Origin of the sequence: Streptomyces sp. NPDC059828, from assembly GCF_042731955.1 — a bacterium.
In the GTDB taxonomy this organism is placed as follows: domain Bacteria; phylum Actinomycetota; class Actinomycetes; order Streptomycetales; family Streptomycetaceae; genus Streptomyces.
In genome coordinates this window covers 26335-47461 of the sequence record NZ_JBHWIW010000007.1, presented here as the reverse complement: position 1 = coordinate 47461, position 21127 = coordinate 26335, and the positions used below count along the sequence as shown (strand labels likewise).

Below are 21127 nucleotides of genomic sequence, written 5' to 3'. Positions count from 1 at the left end.
GCGAATCCGGGACGAAAAACCGACCTGCCTCCGGCATACCCGCATGGAAGGCGACCGCCCCGGGTTCATGCACTGAAAGTAATCCTACGATCACTGGCTCGGCCATGGCGTTCTCAGAAACGCCACCATTCGCCACCCCTGCGAATGAACCCGCCTGCGGCCAGGCGCGATTCACTTGACATGCGACAACATGCGACAACGGAGCAGTGGGCGGAGCGTTGCGCGCCAGGGCGCACGGAGCGGTACGCACCACCCCCAGTGCCACGAGACGCCTTTGAATCCGGCCGGGAGGGCCCGACCTGCGACTCTGCGTCACCAGAGCGCTCCACGTCGTAACCACCGACGCGTTCGACCCGTTGGAGGGGGCATGGGCTTCACGATCGGCGGCAGCCGGGTGGTCAGGGAGATCCGGCCTGGGGGTCCCCCCGGCCGAAAGCCGGGCGGCGCACGGCGCCGTGGGCGGACGACCGAGTGCACGGCGGTGGCCGAGTACACCGGGCTGTGGGGCTGGGACGTGGTCCCGGGCGCGCGGGCATCGGCGGGGCGCTGCTCCTGCGGCGAGGCCTCGTGCGCGGCTCCCGGGGCACATCCCCTGGGGTTCGCTCCGGAGGTTCGGGCGGGAGCGACGCTCGACGATGTCACCAGGGCATGGGCCGAGGTGCCCGGAGCGTCGGTGCTGCTGCCGGTGGGGCGGGCCTTCGACGTGCTGGATGTCGCGCTCACCGCGGGCCGGCACGCGCTGGTGCGCCTTGAGCGGATGGGCCTCCCCCTCGGGCCGGTGTGCGCAACCCCGACCGGTCGCGCCCAGTTCTTCGTGGCCCCGGGTGCGGCGTCCGGACTTCCCGGCCTGCTCTACCGCATGGGCTGGGACGACGCGGACCTCGATCTGCACTGCCTGAGCACCGGCAGCTTCATCACCGCCCCGCCCTCGGACCACGGAGGCCTCGGACCGGTGCACTGGCTCCGACCGCCGTCCCTGAACATCACCGCCACCATGACCACCCCGCCCGAGGCCCGGCTCCTGCTGGGCACCCTGGCGTACGTCTGCCACCGCTCAGCGGTCGTGTAGCCCCGACGACCTGCCGGAACAGAACGACGGCCCCGCGCCCCCAGAGGGGGACGGGGCCGTGACGATTCGACCAGCTCGGGCCCGGCAGCGCCCCAAGAGGTGGCGGGGAACGGCGCGAGCAGCCGCGACGACGCCGTGTGATCGGCCGACGGCGTCATCGCGGTACCGGCAACCGAACCTAGTCGCCGATCAGCGCGTCGACGAACGCCTCCGGCTCGAACGGAGCCAGGTCGTCAGGGCCTTCGCCCAGTCCGATGAGCTTGACCGGTACGCCGAGGTCACGCTGCACCGCGACGACGATGCCGCCCTTGGCTGTGCCGTCCAGCTTGGTGAGCACGATGCCGGTGATGTCGACCACCTCGGCGAAGACCCGGGCCTGCACCAGTCCGTTCTGCCCGGTGGTCGCGTCCAGCACGAGCAGCACCTCGTCGAGCGGGGCGTGCTTCTCCACGACACGCTTGACCTTGCCGAGCTCGTCCATGAGCCCGGTCTTGGTGTGGAGGCGGCCGGCCGTGTCGATCAGCACGACGTCCGCGCCCTCGGCGATGCCCTCCTTGACGGCGTCGTAGGCGATCGACGCCGGGTCACCGCCCTCCGGCCCGCGCACGGTACGGGCGCCGACCCGCTCGCCCCAGGTCTGAAGCTGGTCGGCAGCGGCGGCACGGAAGGTGTCGGCAGCGCCGAGCACGACGGACCGGCCGTCGGCCACCAGGACACGCGCCAGCTTGCCCGTGGTGGTGGTCTTGCCGGTGCCGTTGACACCGACGACCATCACGATTCCGGGGGTCTCCAGGCCGCTCTCGGTCCTCACCGAGCGTTCGGCGTCCGTGCCCACCAGGCGCAGCAGCTCCTCTCGGAGCAGTGTGCGCAGTTCGTCGGGGGTGCGCGTGCCCAGGACCTTCACCCGCTCACGCAGGTGCTCGACCAGCTCCTGTGTCGGCGCGACACCGACGTCGGCCCGCAGGAGGGTGTCCTCGATCTCCTCCCACGTCTCCTCGTCGAGGTGCTCGCGCGACAGCAGGGTCAGCAGCCCCTTGCCGAGCGCGTTCTGCGAGCGGGCCAGCCGGGCCCTCAGACGTACGAGCCGGCCGGCCGTCGGCTCGGGGACCTCGACCTCCAGGACGGCCGGTGCTTCCGGCTCCGCCTCTTCGACCGGGGCCTCGGCGGCGGGAGCCTGGGTATCGGGGAGTACGACCTCCTCGACGGTGCGGCGGGGTTCCTCCCGTGGTGTCTCCGCCTCCTCGCCGACATGCGGCTCGGCTGGCGGAGCGGTGATGGTCGGCGTGTCCGACGGCGCCGATGGCGGCAGCTGCTTCTTCCTGCGGCTGCTGACCACGAGCCCGCTGATCAGGCCGACTGCGACCAGAGCGATGACTACAGCAAGGATGACGATTTCCATAACCCGTCCAGTATCGGCCACGGTCCGCATGATCAGCGCTCTCGGAGGATCGCACGAGCCTCGCGTCGTAGCGGAAGGCTACGTGCGCGGGCCGCCGTCCACGGGTGTTCTCATCTGACTGGGCGTCAGCTAGCGTCTCGGCATGGCCTTCACCGTCATACGGTTCAACCTCGTCGACCCAGCGGCGACTCCCGAGCCCCTCGCCGCCCGCTACCGCGCGGCGCTGGAGATGGCCGCGTACGCCGATGACCGGGGCGTTGACACCATCCAGACCGAGGAGCACCACGGGGTGGCCGACAACTGGCTGCCGTCCCCCTTCACCTTCGCGGGGGCGGTGTTCGGCGCCACGCGGCGGATCGCGGTCACCGTGTCCGCGGTCATCGGGCCGCTGCACGACCCACTGCGGCTGGCCGAGGACATCGCCGTACTGGACCTGGTCAGCCGGGGGCGGCTGGTCACGGTCGCCGGAATCGGCTACCGGCCCGAGGAGTACGCGGCCCATGGCGTCGACTGGGAGCGCCGGGGCGCCCTCCAGGACGAGCTCCTGGACACCCTGCTCGCGGCGTGGACCGGGGAGGAGTTCGGCTATCGGGGCCGTACCGTGCGGGTCACTCCGCGGCCGTACACCCAGCCGCACCCGATGCTGCTGGTGGGCGGCTCGTCCAGACCGGCGGCCCGGCGCGCCGCGCGGCTCGGGCTGCCGTTCTTCCCGAGCGCGCATCTGCCCGACCTCGAGGCGTACTACCACCGGCTGCGCGAGGAGTACGGCACGGACGGCTTCTGCATGATGCCTGCGGCGCGGACCGAGCTGCTGCATCTGTCCGAGGACCCGGACGAGACATGGGCACGCCACGGAGAGCACTTCCTGCACGAGGCACGGACCTACGCGTCCTGGCAGTCCCGGGACATCCGCTCCGCGGTGCGCTCGGCGGCGACGACGGTGGACGGGCTGCGGGGGGAGGGGGTGTACAGGGTGGTGACGCCCGAGGAGTGCCTGGCGATGGGCGGCGACAGCCTGGTGCTGCATCCGCTGTGTGGAGGGATGCCGGTGGACGAGGGCTGGCGCAGTGTGCAGTTGTTCTGCGAACAGGTACTGCCCCGGCTCAAGGGCTGAGCCGGGGCAGTACCGCGGTCCGAGGAGAGGGGCAGCGGGGATTAGCCCATCTCCTCCAACGCCTTGCCCTTCGTCTCCGGCACCCACTTCAGGATGAACGGGATCGAGAGCAGAGCGAAGAATGTGTAGATCATGTAGGCGCCCGAGAGGTTCCAGTCCGAGAGGGTCGGGAAGGTCACGGTGATCAGCCAGTTGGCGATCCACTGGGCCGATGCGGCGACACCCAGCGCCGCGGCGCGGATCCGGCCCGGGAACATCTCACCCAGCAGCACCCACACCACCACGCCCCAGGAGAGGGCGAAGAACAGGACGAAGAAGTTGGCGGCGATCAGGGCGACCGTGCCCTGGAGGCTCGGCAGCGAGACGGCGTCGCCGACCCCGGACTTGTACGAGAACGCCCAGGCGGCGCACCCGAGCGAGGCCGCCATACCGACGGAGCCGATGAGCGCGAGCGGCTTGCGGCCGATCCGGTCGACGAAGATCATCGCGATCACGGTGCCGATGATGTTCACGATGGACGTCTCGAACGAGTAGAGGAACGAGCTCTCCGGGTTGATACCGACGGACTGCCACAGCGAGGAGCTGTAGTAGAAGATCACGTTGATGCCGACGAGCTGCTGGAAGACGGACAGACCGATACCGATCCAGACGATCGGCAGGAAGCCGAAGCGTCCGCCGAGCAGGTCCTTGAACGTCGGCTTGTGCTCGTGCCGCATGTTCTGCTCGATCTCGGCGACCCGTAGGTCGAGATCCACGTCCTTGCCCTCGACATCGAGGAGGACCTTGCGGGCCTTCTCCTCGCGGCCGACCGAGATCAGGAAGCGCGGCGACTCGGGGATGATGAACGACAGCAGGCCGTAGAGCACCGACGGGACCACCATCACGCCGAGCATCCACTGCCAGGCTTCGAGTCCGGCGATCTCGCCGCGCTGCTTGCCGTCGGCGAAGCTCAGGATGGCCCAGTTGACGAGCTGTGAGATGGCGATGCCGATGACGATCGCCGCCTGCTGGAACGAGGCGAGCCGGCCACGGTAGGCGGGCGGGGAGACCTCGGCGATATAGGCGGGGCCGATGACCGACGCCATGCCGATGGCGACACCGCCGAGCACACGCCACATGGCAAGGTCCCAGAGGGCGAACGGCAGGGCCGAACCGACCGCGCTGATGGTGAACAGGGTCGCGGCGATCTGCATGACTCGGATACGGCCGATGCGGTCGGCGATACGGCCGGCGGTCGCGGCGCCGATGGCACAACCGATCAGCGCGGCGGCGATGACCTGGGCGAGCACCTCGGGGCCGACATCGAAGCGGTCCCGGATGGCGACGACGGCGCCGTTGATCACCGAGCTGTCGTAGCCGAAGAGGAAGCCCCCCATGGCGGCTGCGGCCGCGATGAAGATGACATGGCCGAGATGCTCCGGCCGGGCCTTACGGCCTTCGGGTGGCTGCGCCTGCGATGTGCTGGTCACATGAACTCCTGGGGCCGCCCAGCGGCGTCGCCGGGCGTGGGGGGACGAGCACTTCAAGTGGCGCACAAGTTCACATCGCCCACCACTTGAAGGTAAAAGCAACGTTGCAGAGACTATGCGTTCAAGTTTCGAAGTCAAGAGCGCGAACTGAATCCACTGAATCGTCAGCTCGGGCGCCATGGGTTCAAGTTTTGAAGGTTGTGTGAAGCGCAGGTGACCGTGAACGAGCAAGCAGGGCCCTGGGCCGGACAGCGGCTTAGCGCAGGCGCTGGCTGATGACCTTGGAGACGCCGTCGCCCTGCATGGACACGCCGTACAGTGCGTCCGCGACCTCCATCGTGCGCTTCTGGTGGGTGATCACGATCAGCTGGGAACTCTCCTGGAGCTCCTGCATGATGCGGATGAGCCGCTGGAGATTGGTGTCGTCCAGGGCCGCCTCGACCTCGTCCATCACATAGAACGGGCTCGGCCTGGCCTTGAAGATGGACACCAGCATCGCCACCGCCGTCAGGGAACGCTCGCCGCCCGAGAGCAGCGACAGCCGCTTGACCTTCTTACCCGGCGGACGGGCCTCCACATCGACGCCGGTGGTCAGCATGTTCTCCGGGTTGGTCAGGACGAGCCGCCCCTCACCGCCCGGAAAGAGCCGCGAGAAGACGCCTTCGAACTCACGCGCGGTATCCCGGTACGCCTCTGTGAACACCTGCTCGACTCGCTCGTCGACCTCCTTCACGAGCTGAAGGAGCTCGGCACGGGTCTTCTTCAGGTCTTCGAGCTGCTCGGACAGGAACTTGTGGCGTTCCTCCAGGGCCGCGAACTCCTCAAGGGCGAGCGGGTTCACCTTTCCGAGCTGCTGGTACGCCCGTTCGGCTGACTTGAGCCGCTTCTCCTGCTCCGCGCGGGCGAACGGCCTCGGCTGGTTGCGCGGATGCTCCGGGTCGTCCGGGAGCTCCTCGCCTTCCGCGGGCGGGGACGGAGGCACGAGCTGATCGGGCCCGTACTCCGCGACCAGGCCGGCGGGCTCGACACCGAGCTCGTCCAGGGCCTTGACCTCGAGCTGCTCGATGCGCAGCCGCTTCTCGGCTCCGAGCACCTCTCCCCGGTGCACGGAGTCGGTGAGCTTGTCGAGCTCGCCCTTGAGCTCCCGGCCCTCGCCGCGGGCGGTCGTCAGCTCCTGCTCGCGGGCGGACTTGGCGGCTTCGGCGGCCGCACGCTCCTGCTCGGCGCGTACGACGGACACCTCGACGTGGGCGAGCAGCTGCCGGGCACCACGGGAGACGGCCTCGGCGACGGCCGCCTCGTGACGCAGCCTCGCCCGGCGCTGGTCGGCGCGTGCCCGCGCCTCACGTTCGGCACGGGCCGCGCGGTCGAGCGAATCGGCGCGGCCCGCGAGGCCTTTCACCCGCTCCTCGTGGGTACGGGCCTGGAGCCGGGCCTCCATCTCGGTCTGGCGGGCGTTCGCGCCGTCGGCCGCCAGCCGGTCCCGTACCGAGGTGTCGGGCTCCTCGTCCGCTCCCTCCCCGAAGGGGGCGCTCTCCTCGGCCACCGCCAGCCGCTCGGCCAGCTCCTCCGCCTCGTACAGCGCCTTCTCCAGCGCCTCTTCGGCGCGGGCCGCCGCTGCGGCCGTGCGCTCGGCCTCGCCCGCAGCGCCCCGGGCCTGACCAGCGAGCCGCCCCAGCTGCTGGGCGACGCCCGACTTCTCCTTCTCGGCCGCGCGCCGCCGCTCCCCCAGTTCCTCAACCCTCTGGGTGCACTCCTTGCGCCGCTCCGCCGCCTCCTGCTGCTGCCCGGCGAGCCCGTCGCACCTTACGGCGAGTTCCTCCAGCCCGGCCGCGGCCTCGTCCACGGCCGCCTGGACCTCCAGCAGGCTCGGGGCCCCCGCTGAGCCCCCGTGCGCGAAGTGCACCCCGAGCACATCGCCCTCGGCGGTCACGGCGATCAGCCCGGGTCGGTTCCCGACCAGGTCCTCCGCCTCGTCCAGCGTGCCGACGACCACCATGTCCCGTACGAGCCGCTGGACGGCGGGCATCAGCGCCTGGGGCCCGCGCAGCAGGTCGGCGATCCGCGGCGGGACTGGGCGCGCCTGGGCCGGAACCAGCCCTTCCGCGTGCGGTACACCGCTCTCCGGGGTGCGGGGCGCCACCAGTCCCTCCACGGCTGTGTGCGGTCCGGTGTCCGCTACTCCGTCCGGCTGGCCGCCCACCTCCGCCTGGCCGCCCGACGTACCGTGCACCGCGACGGCCTCCACGGCGGCCGGCCCCTGTGCCGGGTCCGACAGCAGCAGGGCCGCCCGTCCCGCGTCCTGTTTGCGCAGCAGGCGAAACGCTTCCGCGGCGGTCGCGGGATCCCGCACCGCGATGGCGTCGGCAGCCGCCCCGAGCGCCGCCGCGACCGGGACCTCGTACCCCGGAGTGACCGTGAGGAGCTCCGCGGCGGGTCCGAGCAGCCCGGTGAGACTGTCCCTGGCCGAAAGCAGTGCGCCCGTGCCGTCCTTGCGGCGCAGGCCCTGGGCCAGCGCCTCGTGGCGGGCCGCCAGGGCCGCGCGTCTGCGCTCGGCCGTCGTGGCGGCTTCGCGGGCCGCCGACAACGCCGTCTCGGCCTCCGCCAGTTCCCGTTTGGCGGCTTCGTGGGCATCGGCCAGGGCCGAGTCGTCCGCGTCCCCGTCCACCTCGGCCTTGAGCTGCTCGTACTCCTCCTGAGCCGCGGTCGCCCGCTCCCGCGCCTCGTCCCGGGCCACCGCCAGCCGGTCGATCTCCGCCTGTGCTGACGCCGCGCGCGAACGGGCCGCGTTGACCTGGCCGTTCAACCGTGCCAGACCCTCGCGCCGGTCGGCGATCGCCCGCGCGACGTCCTTCAGTCTGCGTTCCTCGACGGCGAGTTCGCGCTCCAGTTCGGCACGGTGCGCGACGGTGTCGTCAAGCGCGCGTTCGGCCGACTCCAACGCGGCCTCCAGCTCCGCCTCCTGCTCGCGGATCCGGGCAGCCTCGCGCTCCATGTCCTCGGGGTCCCGCCCGCGGCGCTCCTCCGCGGGTGCCGAGGTGGCGCTCTTCACCCGGGCGTCCGCCAGCGACACGGTGCCCCGCACCCGCTCCGCGAGCTGCGAGAGCTCGTACCAGGTCTGCTGGGCACGCTGGAGGCGCGGTGTCAGGCGCCGCACCTCGTCCTCAAGCTCCGACTCGCGGGTCTGCGCGGCCTTCAGCTCCCGCTCCGCGGACTCCTTGCGCTGTTTGAGCGCGGCCTCGTCGGCCACCTCGGACTTCAGCGCCTCGCGCATTCGTACGAGGTCGTCGGCGAGCAGCCGCAGCCGGGCATCACGCAGATCGGCCTGGATGACGGCGGCCCGCCGTGCCACCGCCGCCTGCCGTCCGAGTGGCTTGAGCTGGCGCCGCAGCTCATCGGTCAGATCCTGTACGCGCGCGAGGTTGGCCTGCATCGCGTCCAGCTTCCGCAGCGCTTTCTCCTTGCGCTTGCGGTGCTTGAGGACACCCGCGGCCTCTTCGATGAACGCACGCCGCCCCATCGGATCGGCGTGCAGTACGGAATCGAGCTGGCCCTGCCCGACGATGACATGCATCTCGCGTCCGATACCGGAGTCCGAGAGCAGTTCCTGGATGTCGAGCAGTCGGCAGGTATCCCCGTTGATCTGGTATTCGCTGCCCCCATTGCGGAACATGATCCGCGTAATGGTGACCTCGGCGTATTCGATCGGCAGCGCCCCGTCGGAGTTGTCGATCGTCAGCGAGACCTCGGCCCGGCCGAGGGGCGGGCGCCCGGTGGTCCCGGCGAAGATGACGTCCTCCATCTTGCCGCCACGCAGCGATTTCGCACCCTGTTCGCCCATGACCCAGGACAGCGCGTCCACCACATTCGACTTGCCTGAGCCGTTCGGCCCCACGACACACGTGATGCCCGGCTCGAAACGCAGCGTCGTGGCGGACGCGAAGGATTTGAACCCGCGGAGGGTCAGGGCCTTGAGGTGCACGCCCGCGGACTCTACCTCTCGGTCGCGGTTTCACCTATGAAGGGGCAGGGCAGATCAGACGGTAAAGCACGGTGAAACGCGTACCAACAGCCGTTCGACAGACGGCCGAAGGGGGCCCGGGAAGAGGGACCGGCGAGGCAAAAAAGAAGGGACGCCGAAGCGTCCCTTGCATACCTACCAGCGAGAGTTTCTCACCTGATCTCGACGGGGGGTTGACATCAGGTGAGCGCCGGCTCGCCCTTGGGTACGTCGATGTCGATGCCTTCTAGCAGCGACTCGCCATGGTGCTGTGCGGCGGCACTCAGCGCGTCATTCTCGGTCTGGATCCGTACGAGCTCGGATTCCAGATCCTGGACGCGCTGCTGAAGCCGTCGCATCTCGGCGAGAAGTCGCGGGTCGGAACCGCCGACGTAACCGAGAAGCGCCTTTGCCATGATGGATGGTCCTCCACACTGAGTGACCGACCGATGCGGTGTGGGTCGTGAGGGATTTTCGCACCCGCGGTGCTTGGCAGCGCTTGTCATGACTGCGGTTCGTACTGCCAAACAGCTAAGGTGCGCGGGGCTTCCAGCGTCTCACCAAAAAGTTTGACGGTCAACACGATCACGCCCCGTATCGGCGGACACCCCGGGGGCAGGCGGGCGCCGACATCGCGACCGCGGCTCTCCAGCGGGGCCCAGGGGGCGAGGAGATCATCCTTACTGCGGAAGACTGGCACGCAGAGGCCGTTCTTGGCAACCACCAGGCCGTTTCCATCGAACGCATGTGCCGTCGGCATCGCTATGAACACACCGCGTGGCCTAGCGCCCGCCCCTTTTCACCCCTTTGTCAGCGGATCGCGAATCCCTCGTAGCCACCGCGCGGAAGACCCCAGATCTCGGTCACGCCATCCACTTTCCCGGGCGTGTCGGACGAGCGGAGCCAGTCCAGGAGGCGGTGGCAATTCTCACGTGGTCCCTCTGCCACCACCTGCACCCGGCCGTCGTCGAGATTGAGCGCGAAACCCTCAAGAGCACCGATCTCCATGGCGTTTTCCCTGGTGAACCAACGAAAGCCCACCCGCTGCACCCGGCCGCGCACCCAGACGGTGAGGCGTGCGTGTTCGTTCATGCCCCGCAAGCTAGCCGGTCAATGGCTTGTGCATCACATCGCTCCCGTCCGTATTGCCGTACATTGCCACGCATTGACCTCACTCGTACGGGTGAAGTCACACTCGAGTCAGAAAGGGCGACCGGATGGGACGCCACCGCCGGAAGAACCGGGCTGCCGTGCCCGTGCGCACCGGGCTGCTCGCAGCCGTCGCTGCCGTGGCGGTGGCCACCGTGGCCGCGGCCACCGGTGTAGTGCCGGGCGGCAAGGAGTTCCTGCTGGGCGAGAACAGCTCCAGCAGTAAGCAGCTCCAGCTCCGGGAATCCGAGACGGGTCTGTCGGCGACCTACTCCAAGGCGTCTCCGGGGCCCGCAAGGCCGCAGCCGAAGGCCCCGGAGGCGGGGAAGCCCGCCGCACCCCAGAAGAGCGCCGCACCGAAGGCGACTCCCCGGCCGACCGCACCGGCGAAGCCGGATGCGACAGCGAAGCCGGATGCGGCAGCCAAGCCGGAGCAGCCTCACAAGGCGGTCCCGCAGCAGAGGGCGCCCCGGACAGCCGCCCCGCAGGAGTCCACCGCGCGGAAGGCCGCGCCGCAGCAGCACCCGAAGAACGTGACCAGCGCCCCGGCACGCGCCCTCGTCCCCGAACCGGCGACGTCACCCGAGTCCCCCGCACCGGGGGTCTCGGCAGAGACGTCCGCGGCGGTCACGGGCGAAGCGGCGGCCGAGGCCGAGGTCCTCACGCTCGTCAACGAGGAGCGCGCCAAGGTGGGATGCAGCCCGCTGCGCGTGGACGGGTCGCTCGGTGCCCTGGCCGGCCGGTTCAGCGAGGACATGGCGGCACGCGGCTTCTTCGGCCATGTCGACCCCGAGGGCAACGACCCCTGGAAGCGCGCCGCCCGGCTGGGCGTCGGCAACCTCGGTGCGGAGAACATCGCCCGCGGACCGGGCGACGCCGAGACGGTGGTGCGCCACTGGATGAGCGACGACGCCCAGCGCGCGCAGCTCCTGAACTGCGACTACCGGACGATGGGTGTCGGGGTGTCGTTCGCGGACGGCGGCCCCTGGTGGGCGCAGGACCTCGGCTTCTGACGCTTCCTCCCGCTTGCCGCTGTGCTCATCGCGGGCGCTGTCCCGCGGTGAGCACCTGCCTTTCGGGAAGCGCAGGCGTAGGGTGAGTGATGTGGCTGACGACCTTGCTGAGAATCTCGCTTTCGACGTGTTCAGTCGGCAGTGCCCGTCACGCGGTGCGCTGGAGCACGTGACCGGGCGGTGGGGCGGTCTGGCCCTGGGCGCCCTCTACGAGTCGGGCTGCCGGTTCAACGAACTGCGCCGCCGCGTCGACGGCGTCAGCGAGAAGATGCTCGCCCAGACCCTTCAGGCTCTGGAGCGTGACGGCCTGGTGCACCGGGAGGCGCAGCCGACCAATCCGCCGCGGGTCGACTACGCACTGACCCCACTCGGCCGGCAGGTGGCCGAGCGTCTGGTCGGTCTGATGGAGTTCCTGGAAAGCCGGATGCCCGAGGTGCTCACGGCGCGCGAGTCCTACGACGAGACGCGCGGCGGGCGCTGACAGCGCGGGCAGAAGTAGCTGGAGCGGTTCATCCAGGGGCGTCGGCGCATGGGGGTTCCGCAGCGGCGGCACGGCTCGCCCGCGCGGCCATAGGCGTCCAGGGAGCGGTCGAAGTACCCCGACTCACCGTTCACATTGACGTAGAGGCTGTCGAAACTGGTGCCGCCGACGGCGAGCGCCGCGTTCATGACGTCCCGCACATGCCCGAGGAGCTCCAGGGCGCGGGGCCGGGTCAGGCTCATCGTCGGCCGGTCGTAGTGCAGCTTGGCGCGCCAGAGGGCCTCGTCGGCATAGATGTTGCCGACCCCGCTGATCAGTGACTGGTCGAGCAGGGCGCGCTTGACGGTGGTACGCCTGCGCCGCAGGGCGGTGACGAACACGGAGTCGTCGAACTCGCGGTCGAGCGGATCCCTGGCGATATGGGCGATGACATCCGGTAGCCCCTCGGGGCTGGTGTCGTGCAGCGAGAGACCGCCGAAGGTGCGCTGGTCGACGAAGCGGAGCTCGGTCCCGAGAGTGTCGTCGAAGCGGATGCGGATCCGCAGGTGCTTCTCCTCGGCCGCCGCCTCGGGCTGCACCAGCAGCTGCCCGCTCATCCCCAGATGTCCGAGCACTGCGGCGCCGCTGTCCTCCAGCGGGAGCCACAGGTACTTGCCACGCCGCCGGGCGGTACCGATCCGCTGCCCCTTGAGGCGGGCCGCGAAGTCCTCGGCTCCGCCGAAGTGGCGCCTGACGGCCCGTGGGTGGCGCACCTCGACCTCGGCCACGACCCGCCCGGAGACCCAGGTCTCCAGCCCACGCCGGACCACTTCGACCTCGGGCAGCTCGGGCACGGGCGCTCCTCCACAGAGGTCTACGGGTCTATGGGACGACGCCCGCAGCGTACCTCCGGCGCGTACGGCGGGTTTCCCGGTCCGGCGACGGATCCCGGGGTGAAAAACCGAAAGCCTCCGCCGCACCGGGGCGCGGCGGAGGCCGGAAACGGAATCAGGCCGTGGCCTGCTCCGAAGGGGCGCCGACCCCTTCGGAGACGGATTCATCGGAGGCGGGCTGCTCGGCAGCCGCTTTCTCCGCGGCGACGCGCTCGTCCGCGGCAGCGCGGATCGCGCGCCACGCGGACTCGGCAGCCTGCTGTTCCGCTTCCTTCTTGCTGCGGCCGGTGCCGGTGCCGTACGAGACACCACCGACGCGGGCGGCAGCCGTGAAGGTCTTCTCGTGGTCCGGACCGGTCTCGGTGACCAGGTACTCGGGCACGCCAAGGCCCTCAGCGGCCGTCAGCTCCTGAAGGCTGGTCTTCCAGTCCAGTCCGGCACCGAGGCTGGAGGACTTCTCGATCAGCGGGTCGAAGAGCCGGTGAACCAGCTCGGAGGCCGCGTCGAGGCCTTGGTCGAGATAGACCGCGCCGATCACGGCTTCAAGGGTGTCGGCGAGGATGGACGCCTTGTTCCGGCCGCCCGTGCCCTCTTCGCCCCGGCCGAGTCGGATGAAGGAGCCAAGGTCGAGGCCACGCCCGACCTCCGCCAACGCGCGCGAGTTGACCACCGCGGCCCGCAGCTTGGCCAGCTGGCCTTCGGGCAGATCCGGGTGGGTGCGGTAAAGCGTGTCCGTGACCACCAGTCCGAGCACCGAGTCCCCGAGGAACTCAAGCCGCTCGTTGGTGGGCAGACCGCCGTTCTCGTACGCGTATGAGCGGTGGGTCAGTGCACGCACCAGAAGGGCGGACTCGAGTGGATACCCGAGCCGCCCTTCCAGAAGCGTGTGGGGCGAGGCTGCGCTTGCGTTGTCTGCCTGCTTACTGGCGTCAGACATAGAGCCTCTCACCAGCCGCTCAGACCTCGAGGACCTGGCGCTTGTTGTAGGTGCCGCAGCTCGGGCACGCAATGTGCTGCAGCTTCGGCTCCTGGCAACGCTCGCACGAAACCAGGGTGGGGACCGCAGCCTTCCACTGCGACCGGCGGTGGCGCGTGTTGCTGCGCGACATCTTCCGCTTCGGAACAGCCACGGCTACTTCTCCTGCTTCTCGGCGGCGCGAGGTGATCGAGGCGCGTCGCCGCTCATCTTGTCCTTCTCGCCGGTTCCCAGTGAATCGGCGAGTCCCTGCAATGCCGCCCAACGGATGTCGACGGCGTCGTGGTGGTGGTCCGGTTCGTCGTTCAGGCCGACCCCGCACTCGGGGCACAGTCCGGCACAGTCCTCCCGGCACACCGGCTGCATCGGCAGTGCGAGCACCACCGCGTCACGCAGCACGGGCTCGAGGTCGAACAGGCCGTCCTCGAGGAAGATCATGCCCTCGTCCTCGGCGTCGTCGCCCGGCTCCGCAGCGCGGCTGCGGCCCCGGTCGTCGGCGTCAGGGTACGAGAACATCTCCTGGAAATCCGCCGCAACCTGCTGGCGCAGCGGCTCCAGACACCTTACGCACTCCCCCTCGGCCCGGGCACGGGCGGTGCCCGTGACGAGCACCCCTTCCATGACGGACTCAAGGCGGAGCTCAAGCTCCACCGGAGCGCCCGCGGGCACCCCGATCACCTCTTCGATGCCGAACACCGGCGCGCCGGGCGCCTCGACCGTGCGGGTCAGCCGCTGGAGCGCACCAGGACGCCGGCCCAGCTCATGTGTGTCGAACACGAGTGGGTTGCGATGGTCAAGGCGGGCGTTCAGGGCTCTTCCTGCTTTCGGGTCGTGCGTCTGGATCAAGAGGGGGCCGCGGTTTCCGCGCAGCACCGAGCTGCACGCACACGCGACCGAAGAGCCAGGATACTGGACCGTTCGCTGTTGGCCCAATCCGGTCCGTGCCGGATCAGCGGCCCTGCTCGTAACGGCGCAGCTGTTCCAAGTCGATCATGCTCGTGTCGAAGAAGCTCGTCTCGTCGAGCTGCGGCTGCTGGGCCTGGTGACCCTGCTGCTGGTGGCCCTGCTGCTGGTACTCCTGCGGGTGGTCCTGCTGCTGGTACTGCTGCGGGTGGTCCTGCTGCTGGTACTGCTGCGGGTCGTAGCCGTACTGCTGGGCATAGCTCTGGTCGTACTGCTGTGCGTAGCCCTGCTGTGCGCCGTAGGCGCCGGTGGCGTACGGATCCTGCTGGTAGGCGTACGGGTCCTGGGGCTGGCCGCCGTAGACGGGGTCCGCGGGATACGGTCCGGCCTGGGCCGGGACATGGACCGGCTGTTCAGGCTGGGCCGGCGGGTCCGGCTGGGCCTGCGGATGCTGCTGCTGTGCCTGCGGACCGGCGAGCTCGGCGAGCCCCGCGAGATAGTCCGCGTCGCTGGTCGCCGTGTGCATGTCCGCCGCGTCCTGGGCGGCGATATGGGCTCCGAGCTCATCGGTGGCGATCCGGCCGTGCAGCTTCTGCCGACCGCGGCCGACCGCCTCCAGGGTCTTGCTGAGCACCGCCTCGAACGCGCCGAGCTTGGCGTCCACATAGTCGTCGGCCCGCTGGATCAGCGTCTGCGGATCGGCGCTGTACTCGGGCGCATCGTCATCGGCCGGATCCGCGTAGCCCTGTTCGCCGAGCCCCGGGGCGCGGCCGAGCAGCTTCTCGCGACCGCGGTCCACGGAGCCGATGGTCTTGTTGAGCACGACCTCGAAGTTGGCGAGCTTGGAGTCGACGTACTCATCGGCCTCCGCGCGGATCTCCGAGGCCTCCCGGCGGGCCTCGGCGAGAATGCGGTCGGCCTCCTCCTGCGACTGCTGGGCGATCTGGGTGCCGGAGATCATGGAGCCACGCTCGGAGTGCGCGGCCTCGATGATCCTCGCGGCCTCCTGGCGGGCATCGGCGACCATGTGTTCACGGCCACTGATGAGCTCCTCGGCCTGGGCGAGCGAGCCGGGCAGGACCTCGCGCACCTCCTCGAGCATGGCGAGCAGCTCGGCGCGGTTGACCACGCACGAGGCCGACATGGGCATGGACCGGGCGTTCCCGACCACCTGGACGATCTCGTCGAGCTTCTTCTGCACGTCCACCGTGTGCTCGCCACTCTCTACACAGTCACAACAGCCGATCGCCGGCCAGGAGCCGGACGGGACGACTGTACGGCCAGTCGGCCGGGGTCCGACACCTCATGAAGAACAGTCAGCGCGAGGGCCGCGGCGTCACTTCGCCGGGAGGCGCTCGGTCAGAGCCGCCAGCACCAGCGGCGGCACCAGATGGGACACATCCCCGCCCCAGGCAGCGACCTCCTTGACCAGGGAGGACGACAGGAAGCTGTAAGTCGGGCTGGTGGGCACGAACAGCGTCTCGACGCCCGAGAGCCCGTTGTTCATCTGGGCCATCTGGAGCTCGTAGTCGAAGTCGCTGACGGCACGCAGGCCCTTGACGATGGCGGGGATGTCCCGCTCCTTGCAGTAGTCGACGAGGAGGCCGTGGTACGCCTCCACCTCGACGTTCCCGTACTCGGCGGTGACCTCACGGATCAGCTCGATCCGCTCGTCCACGGTGAACAGGCCCTTCTTGGCCTGGTTGATCATCACCACGACGTGCACGACGTCGTACAGCTTGGAGGCTCGGGCGATGATGTCGAGGTGTCCATTGGTGATGGGGTCGAACGACCCCGGACAGACGGCGCGGCGCAACTGAAGTCCCTCGCTCTCCGGTCCGGTCATGGTGCGTCTTCGCACGTAGAGGCGGCGCGACCGTACCAAAGCGTTCCTTCGCCGTAACGACGGGCCCTCAGCGGTTCGATGCCGTCCGGCCAGACGAACTCGCCGCCCCTGGTGCTGCGCTCCACGGTGACGACGGCGTCGTCCGCGAGCCAGCCCCCTGTGCGGAGTGTGAGGATAATCTCGCGAAGATCATCGTCGGTCACGGCGTACGGGGGGTCCAGGAACACGATGTCGTACGGGTTCCCGGGCGCAGGTCCCTGGACGATCTGCTCGGCCCGGCCGCTGCGGACCTCGGCGCCGGGCAGGGCGAGCGTCCGTACGTTCTCCCTGACCGTGCGGACGGCGCGGTTGTCGGCCTCCACGAGGAGGGCGTGGGACGCGCCGCGGGACAGGGCTTCGAGCCCGACGGCGCCCGAGCCCGCGTAGAGATCGGCGACCCGCACGCCCCGCAGGGTGCCGAGCAGCGACTCCCAGGAGGAGAAGAGGCCCTCACGCGCCCGGTCGGAGGTCGGGCGGGTGCCGTTGCCCGGCGGCACGGCCAGGCGACGTCCGCCGGCCGCACCGGCGATCACGCGGGTCATCTGGGTCCTTCTCGGCGCTCGTCTCGGTCCGGTCACCTCCACGATATGGGCTCAGGTCCGGTCTGCTGTCCCTGGCCCCGCCGCCGGCAGGGTCAGCCCTTGTCCAGGTACTGCTCCCGGTCCTCGTCCAGCAGTGCGTCCAGCGCGCTGCGCAGCTCGGGGAACCCCTCGAGGTCCGGGTCGCCCGCGACCACCGACACGGCCTCCTCGCGGGCGGCGGCGATCACGTCCTCGTCCTCGATGACGGCGAGCACCCGCAGCGATGACCGGACGCCGGACTGCGCCTGGCCCAGCACATCACCCTCACGGCGCTGTTCGAGATCGATACGGGACAGCTCGAAGCCGTCCAGCGTGGCCGCCACCGCGCCGAGCCTGGCCCGGGCCGGGCTCGCCTCCGCCATCTCGGTGACGAGCAGGCACAGACCCGGGGCGGAGCCGCGGCCGACACGGCCACGGAGCTGGTGGAGCTGGGAGACACCGAACCGGTCGGCGTCCATGATCACCATGGCGGTCGCGTTCGGCACGTTCACCCCGACCTCGATCACGGTCGTGGCCACCAGCACATCCACCTCGCCCGCGGCGAAGCGGCGCATGACGCCGTCCTTGTCGTCGGGCGCCATCCGGCCGTGCAGCACCTCCACGCGAAGGCCCTTCAGCGGCCCCGCGGTCAGCTGCTCCGCCACGTCCAGCACCGCGAGCGGTGGGCGCTTCTCCGCGTCGTCCCCCGGCTCCGCCGACTTCCGCCGCGCGTCCGCGGACTGGTCGACGTCGTCGCCGATCCGGGGGCACACCACATACGCCTGGTGGCCGCCCTCGACCTCCTCGCGCACCCGCTCCCAGGCCCGCGCCAGGAAATGGGGTTTGTCCGCGGCCGGAACCACGTGCGACGCGATGGGCGAGCGCCCGGCGGGCAACTGGTCCAGCACGGAGGTGTCGAGATCCCCGAACACCGTCATGGCGACCGTGCGGGGAATGGGGGTGGCGGTCATGACCAGCAGATGAGGCGGCTGCTTTCCCTTGCCCCGCAGGGCGTCGCGCTGCTCCACGCCGAAGCGGTGCTGCTCGTCCACGACGACCAGCCCCAGGTCGTGGAACTGGACCTTGTCCTCGATCAGCGCATGCGTACCGATGACGATCCCGGCCTCCCCGGTCACCAGGTCGAGCAGGGCCTGGCGGCGGGCCGCGGCGCCCATGGAGCCGGTGAGCAGCACCACCTTGGTCGCCCGCTCGGCGCCGCCGAGCATTCCGCCTTCGGCGAGGTCGCCCATCATCTCCACGATCGAGCGGTGGTGCTGCTGGGCGAGGACCTCGGTGGGGGCGAGCATCGCGGCCTGGCCGGCGGCGTCCACGACGGCGAGCATGGCGCGCAGGGCGACCATCGTCTTTCCTGAACCGACCTCTCCCTGGAGCAGCCGGTGCATGGGGTGTTCGGTGGCCAGATCGCCGAAGATCTCGGCGGACACCTTTTGCTGCCCCTCGGTGAGGGTGAACGGCAGTCTCGCGTCGAAGGCGCTCAGCAGCCCGTCGGGGGCCGGCCTGCGGGCCACCGCGGGAAGGAGCGCGTCCGCGTGGCGCCGCCGGGCGAGGGCGACTTGGAGCACAAAGGCCTCATCCCACTTCAGGCGGGCCCTGGCCTCCTCGACGTCCGCCTTCCCGCCCGGCCGGTGGATCTTGAGCAGGGCCTCGGGAAGTGACACGAAACCGCGGCCCTCGCGCAGCGCGGGCGGCAGTGGATCCAGGGCCTCACGGGCCCGGGGAAGCACCGCGTCGACGGCTTTGGCGATCTTCCAGGACTCCAGGCCCTTGCAGGCGGGATAGATCGGGATCAGCTTTCCGGCGAACGCACTGACCGCGCCGTCGCCGCTGTCGGTACCGTCGGAGAACAGCCGCTCGTAGCTGGGGTGGGAGAGCTGGAGTTTCCGGTTGAACACGGACACCTTGCCGGCGAACATCGCGCGGCTGCCCGGTGGAAGGTCCTTGTGCGGCTTGTGGACGCCCCGCCCGAAGAACACGAGCTGGAGCCGGCCGCTGCCGTCCGTGATCGTGATCTCCAGTCGCTGCCCCCGGCCGCCGTTGAACGTGTGCACCCGTGCGTCCGCGACCTGGGCCACGACCGTGACGTGCTCGTCCAGCGGGAGATCGGCGAGGCGGGTCAGCTGGCCGCGCTCCTCGTAGCGCCGCGGGTAGTGGTGCAGGAGGTCGCCGACGGTGTGCAGGCCGAGGTGCTCGGCCATCACCTTGGCGGTGGCCGGGCCGAGGCTGGTCTTCAGGGGTTCATCCAGTGCGAGGTGTGCGGACACCGGTCCATTGCACACCACGGCACCGACAGCCGTCGCGTACCGGGGTCTCGCGGTGTCGGGTCGGCTCTTGGCGTGCCCGATGCCGGTCGGCATCGCAGCCGCGTGGTGGGCGGGTTTCGCGGTATGCCCGCACCCGTGTGCTGGGCCTCGCGGTGCGGGGCCCTGTGTCCGCGCCCGGTGGCGGCGCCCGGGGCGTCCCGTCCACAAGCGCCGGACGGGCTTGGGCTGTCGCCCTTGCCCGATCCGCTGTGTCGACGAAGGGCTACTCCACACCGATCATCAGCGGCGCGCCCGCCCCGCCGTGGATCGCCGTGTCCACTGCCAGGTGCCTCCTGCGGACATGCGTCTCCAGACGATCCGCCAGGCCGGGCGGGGCATCGTCGGGGAGGACGAGGGTGACCAACTCGCCGCCCGCGGAGAGCATGCGGTCCAGGACCGTCTCGGCCGTCGATGCGAGGTCCTCGCCGATCACCGCGACATCGCCGTCGATCAGGCCCAGTACGTCCCCGGCCTGGCAGACCCCTGCCGAGGTGAAGGACTGCCGCTCGGCGACGGCCAGTTCGCCGTAGCGGGTGGCGCCCGCCGCGGAGGTCATCGCGACGACGTCCTCGTCGAAGCGGCGGCCAGGCTCGTGGACCGCGAGGGCCGCGATGCCCTGGACCGCGGAGCGGGTGGGGATGAGGGCGACCCGGACGCCCTCCGCGCGGGCCTGTTCCGCGGCGGCCGACGCGGTGTGCCGCAGTTCGGGGTCGTTGGGCATCAGCACGACCTCGCGCGCGTGCGCCCTTCTGATCGCCTCGACGAGTTCGCCGCTCGCCAGGGGCTCTCCGGGCCGCGCCAGCACCGTGGTCGCACCGGCGGTCTCGCAGAGGGCCGCGAGACCCTCGCCGGGAACCACGGCCACGACCGCCCGCTGAACCGGCTCACGTGACTCGGCGGGCGGGGGCGTGTCGAAGTGGGTGATCCTGATCCGGTACGGGCGTCCCGCCTCGACGCCCGCCTCCACGGCCGCACCCGCGTCGTCGACGTGTACATGGACGTTCCACAGGCCGTCGCCGCCGACGACGACGAGAGAGTCCCCGAGGCCGTCGAGGCGCGTCCGGAGCCGGGCCACCGCGGAATCCTCGGCCTCCAGAAGGTAGATCACCTCGAAGGCGGGTCCGCCGTCGGCGCAGGGTTCGGCCACCACCGGGTGGGCCGGGGAGACGAGCCGCCCCGTGGGGGGCCTCACCGGCATGTCCCCGGTCACGGCCTGCACCAGCGCGCCCAGCACCGCCAGCAGCCCCTGACCGCCGGCGTCCACGACACCGGCCCGACCCAGTACGTCGAGCTGCCCGGGGGTCTCCTGCAGTGCCTGGCGCGCACCCGCGTAGGCGGCCGCCAGCGCGGCCGAGTCGTCGTCATCGGGGACAGCGGCGCTGCCCGCCGCCGTCGCCACGCTCAGGATCGTGCCCTCCACGGGGTGCGCGACCGCCTCGCGCGCGGACCGTGCGGCTCGCCGCAACGCCGCGGCCACCCCGCCCCCCTGCTCCACCAGCACTTCGGTCATACCCCGCAGCAGCTGAGCCAGGATGGTCCCTGAGTTACCCCGCGCGCCGATCAGCGCACCATGGGCCATGGCACGCAGGGCGTCCCCGAGACCCGGCGCCGCGGACTCCCCGGCGAAGACCGCGTTCACCGCCCGTGACGCCGACTCGACAGTGAGATACAGATTGGTGCCGGTGTCCCCGTCCGCGACCGGATAGACGTTGATCGCGTCGAGCTCCTCGCGCTCGCGCCCCAGTGCCTCCAGCGCCAGCGCGCACCAGGTGCGTACCACCAGGGCGTCGAGGACCCGCCCGTCTCCCGCCACCGTTTCTGCGCGAGGCCCTGCGGACTCCTTGGGGAGCCCGTCCTGTTTCGGCAACTGTCGTCCTCCTTGAGAGCGGCCGGCTGCACCGCAGGGTAGACCCGGG

At 70.4% G+C, this 21127-nt stretch carries 18 protein-coding genes; 4 read left to right on the top strand and 14 right to left on the bottom strand.

Translation table 11 applies throughout. The features are described from left to right. The first annotated feature begins 367 nt into the window (after nt 1-367). The gene (locus ACFV6V_RS06405; RefSeq protein ID WP_385559906.1) at nt 368-1069 is read left to right on the top strand and encodes a bifunctional DNA primase/polymerase; all 702 of its coding nucleotides are present in this window, start codon (nt 368-370) and stop codon (nt 1067-1069) included. Between the two features lie 178 nt (nt 1070-1247). On the opposite strand, the gene ftsY is transcribed toward ACFV6V_RS06405, so the two are convergent. Then, nucleotides 1248-2468: a signal recognition particle-docking protein FtsY gene (gene ftsY / locus ACFV6V_RS06400; protein WP_385559904.1), complete on the bottom strand. Its 1221-nt coding sequence runs from the start codon at nt 2466-2468 to the stop codon at nt 1248-1250. Nucleotides 2469-2610: 142 nt separating this feature from the next. Between ftsY and ACFV6V_RS06395 the strand changes: the two genes are divergently transcribed. After that, nucleotides 2611-3582, top strand: coding sequence for an LLM class flavin-dependent oxidoreductase (locus ACFV6V_RS06395; RefSeq protein ID WP_385559901.1), 972 nt, complete (start codon nt 2611-2613; stop codon nt 3580-3582). Between the two features lie 41 nt (nt 3583-3623). Here ACFV6V_RS06395 and ACFV6V_RS06390 read toward each other — a convergent pair whose 3' ends face one another. The 4 genes from ACFV6V_RS06390 to ACFV6V_RS06375 form a co-directional block, all read right to left on the bottom strand. Next, the gene (locus tag ACFV6V_RS06390) at nt 3624-5051 is read right to left on the bottom strand and encodes a sugar porter family MFS transporter (protein WP_385559898.1); all 1428 of its coding nucleotides are present in this window, start codon (nt 5049-5051) and stop codon (nt 3624-3626) included. A gap of 256 nt (nt 5052-5307) precedes the next feature. Next, on the bottom strand, nt 5308-9033 hold the full coding sequence (locus tag ACFV6V_RS06385) for an AAA family ATPase (RefSeq protein WP_385559895.1): 3726 nt from the start codon (nt 9031-9033) through the stop codon (nt 5308-5310). 218 nt (nt 9034-9251) lie between these two features. Beyond that, the gene (locus ACFV6V_RS06380; RefSeq protein WP_361288463.1) at nt 9252-9467 is read right to left on the bottom strand and encodes a hypothetical protein; all 216 of its coding nucleotides are present in this window, start codon (nt 9465-9467) and stop codon (nt 9252-9254) included. A gap of 394 nt (nt 9468-9861) precedes the next feature. Next, nucleotides 9862-10143 carry an acylphosphatase gene (locus ACFV6V_RS06375; RefSeq protein ID WP_385559892.1) on the bottom strand — a complete coding sequence of 94 codons (282 nt, stop codon included), beginning with the start codon at nt 10141-10143 and terminating at the stop codon, nt 9862-9864. Between the two features lie 125 nt (nt 10144-10268). Between ACFV6V_RS06375 and ACFV6V_RS06370 the strand changes: the two genes are divergently transcribed. Then, complete coding sequence (locus ACFV6V_RS06370; RefSeq protein WP_385559889.1) at nt 10269-11213, top strand: CAP domain-containing protein; 945 nt, start codon at nt 10269-10271, stop codon at nt 11211-11213. Nucleotides 11214-11295: 82 nt separating this feature from the next. Then, nucleotides 11296-11694, top strand: a complete 399-nt coding sequence (locus tag ACFV6V_RS06365; RefSeq protein WP_385559886.1) for a winged helix-turn-helix transcriptional regulator — start codon at nt 11296-11298, stop codon at nt 11692-11694. On the opposite strand, the gene mutM is transcribed toward ACFV6V_RS06365, so the two are convergent. The 9 genes from mutM to ACFV6V_RS06320 form a co-directional block, all read right to left on the bottom strand. After that, nucleotides 11667-12527, bottom strand: a complete 861-nt coding sequence (gene mutM / locus ACFV6V_RS06360; protein WP_385559884.1) for a bifunctional DNA-formamidopyrimidine glycosylase/DNA-(apurinic or apyrimidinic site) lyase — start codon at nt 12525-12527, stop codon at nt 11667-11669. The two genes, ACFV6V_RS06365 and mutM, sit on opposite strands and share 28 nt — an antisense overlap. Before the next feature lie 154 nt (nt 12528-12681). Continuing rightward, on the bottom strand, nt 12682-13503 hold the full coding sequence (gene rnc, locus ACFV6V_RS06355) for a ribonuclease III (protein ID WP_385559881.1): 822 nt from the start codon (nt 13501-13503) through the stop codon (nt 12682-12684). 19 nt (nt 13504-13522) lie between these two features. Beyond that, entirely contained in the window at nt 13523-13696 is a 174-nt protein-coding gene (gene rpmF / locus ACFV6V_RS06350) for a 50S ribosomal protein L32 (RefSeq protein ID WP_003965982.1), read from the bottom strand. A gap of 2 nt (nt 13697-13698) precedes the next feature. Beyond that, a complete protein-coding gene (locus ACFV6V_RS06345) occupies nt 13699-14352 on the bottom strand; it encodes a YceD family protein (protein ID WP_385560206.1) in 654 nt (217 codons plus the stop codon). A 139-nt stretch (nt 14353-14491) separates the two neighbouring features. Beyond that, a complete protein-coding gene (locus ACFV6V_RS06340; protein ID WP_385559878.1) occupies nt 14492-15652 on the bottom strand; it encodes a cell division initiation protein in 1161 nt (386 codons plus the stop codon). 129 nt (nt 15653-15781) lie between these two features. Beyond that, nucleotides 15782-16291, bottom strand: coding sequence for a pantetheine-phosphate adenylyltransferase (coaD, locus tag ACFV6V_RS06335; protein WP_361288487.1), 510 nt, complete (start codon nt 16289-16291; stop codon nt 15782-15784). Then, nucleotides 16288-16872: a 16S rRNA (guanine(966)-N(2))-methyltransferase RsmD gene (rsmD, locus tag ACFV6V_RS06330; RefSeq protein WP_385559875.1), complete on the bottom strand. Its 585-nt coding sequence runs from the start codon at nt 16870-16872 to the stop codon at nt 16288-16290. The genes coaD and rsmD overlap by 4 nt, the downstream gene beginning before the upstream one ends. A gap of 92 nt (nt 16873-16964) precedes the next feature. Continuing rightward, entirely contained in the window at nt 16965-19106 is a 2142-nt protein-coding gene (gene recG / locus ACFV6V_RS06325; protein ID WP_385560204.1) for an ATP-dependent DNA helicase RecG, read from the bottom strand. A gap of 328 nt (nt 19107-19434) precedes the next feature. Further along, on the bottom strand, nt 19435-21024 hold the full coding sequence (locus ACFV6V_RS06320; protein ID WP_385560201.1) for a DAK2 domain-containing protein: 1590 nt from the start codon (nt 21022-21024) through the stop codon (nt 19435-19437). Nucleotides 21025-21127 lie beyond the last annotated feature (103 nt).

Bases quoted from the DNA above. Each gene is read 5' to 3' on its own strand.
- ACFV6V_RS06405 (WP_385559906.1), top strand. From the start codon at position 368: ATGGGCTTCACGATCGGCGGCAGCCGGGTGGTCAGGGAGATCCGGCCT.
- ftsY (WP_385559904.1), bottom strand. From the start codon at position 2,468: ATGGAAATCGTCATCCTTGCTGTAGTCATCGCTCTGGTCGCAGTCGGC.
- ACFV6V_RS06395 (WP_385559901.1), top strand. From the start codon at position 2,611: ATGGCCTTCACCGTCATACGGTTCAACCTCGTCGACCCAGCGGCGACT.
- ACFV6V_RS06380 (WP_361288463.1), bottom strand. From the start codon at position 9,467: ATGGCAAAGGCGCTTCTCGGTTACGTCGGCGGTTCCGACCCGCGACTT.
- ACFV6V_RS06375 (WP_385559892.1), bottom strand. From the start codon at position 10,143: ATGAACGAACACGCACGCCTCACCGTCTGGGTGCGCGGCCGGGTGCAG.
- ACFV6V_RS06370 (WP_385559889.1), top strand. From the start codon at position 10,269: ATGGGACGCCACCGCCGGAAGAACCGGGCTGCCGTGCCCGTGCGCACC.
- rnc (WP_385559881.1), bottom strand. From the start codon at position 13,503: ATGTCTGACGCCAGTAAGCAGGCAGACAACGCAAGCGCAGCCTCGCCC.
- coaD (WP_361288487.1), bottom strand. From the start codon at position 16,291: ATGACCGGACCGGAGAGCGAGGGACTTCAGTTGCGCCGCGCCGTCTGT.
- rsmD (WP_385559875.1), bottom strand. From the start codon at position 16,872: ATGACCCGCGTGATCGCCGGTGCGGCCGGCGGACGTCGCCTGGCCGTG.
- recG (WP_385560204.1), bottom strand. From the start codon at position 19,106: ATGGCCGAGCACCTCGGCCTGCACACCGTCGGCGACCTCCTGCACCAC.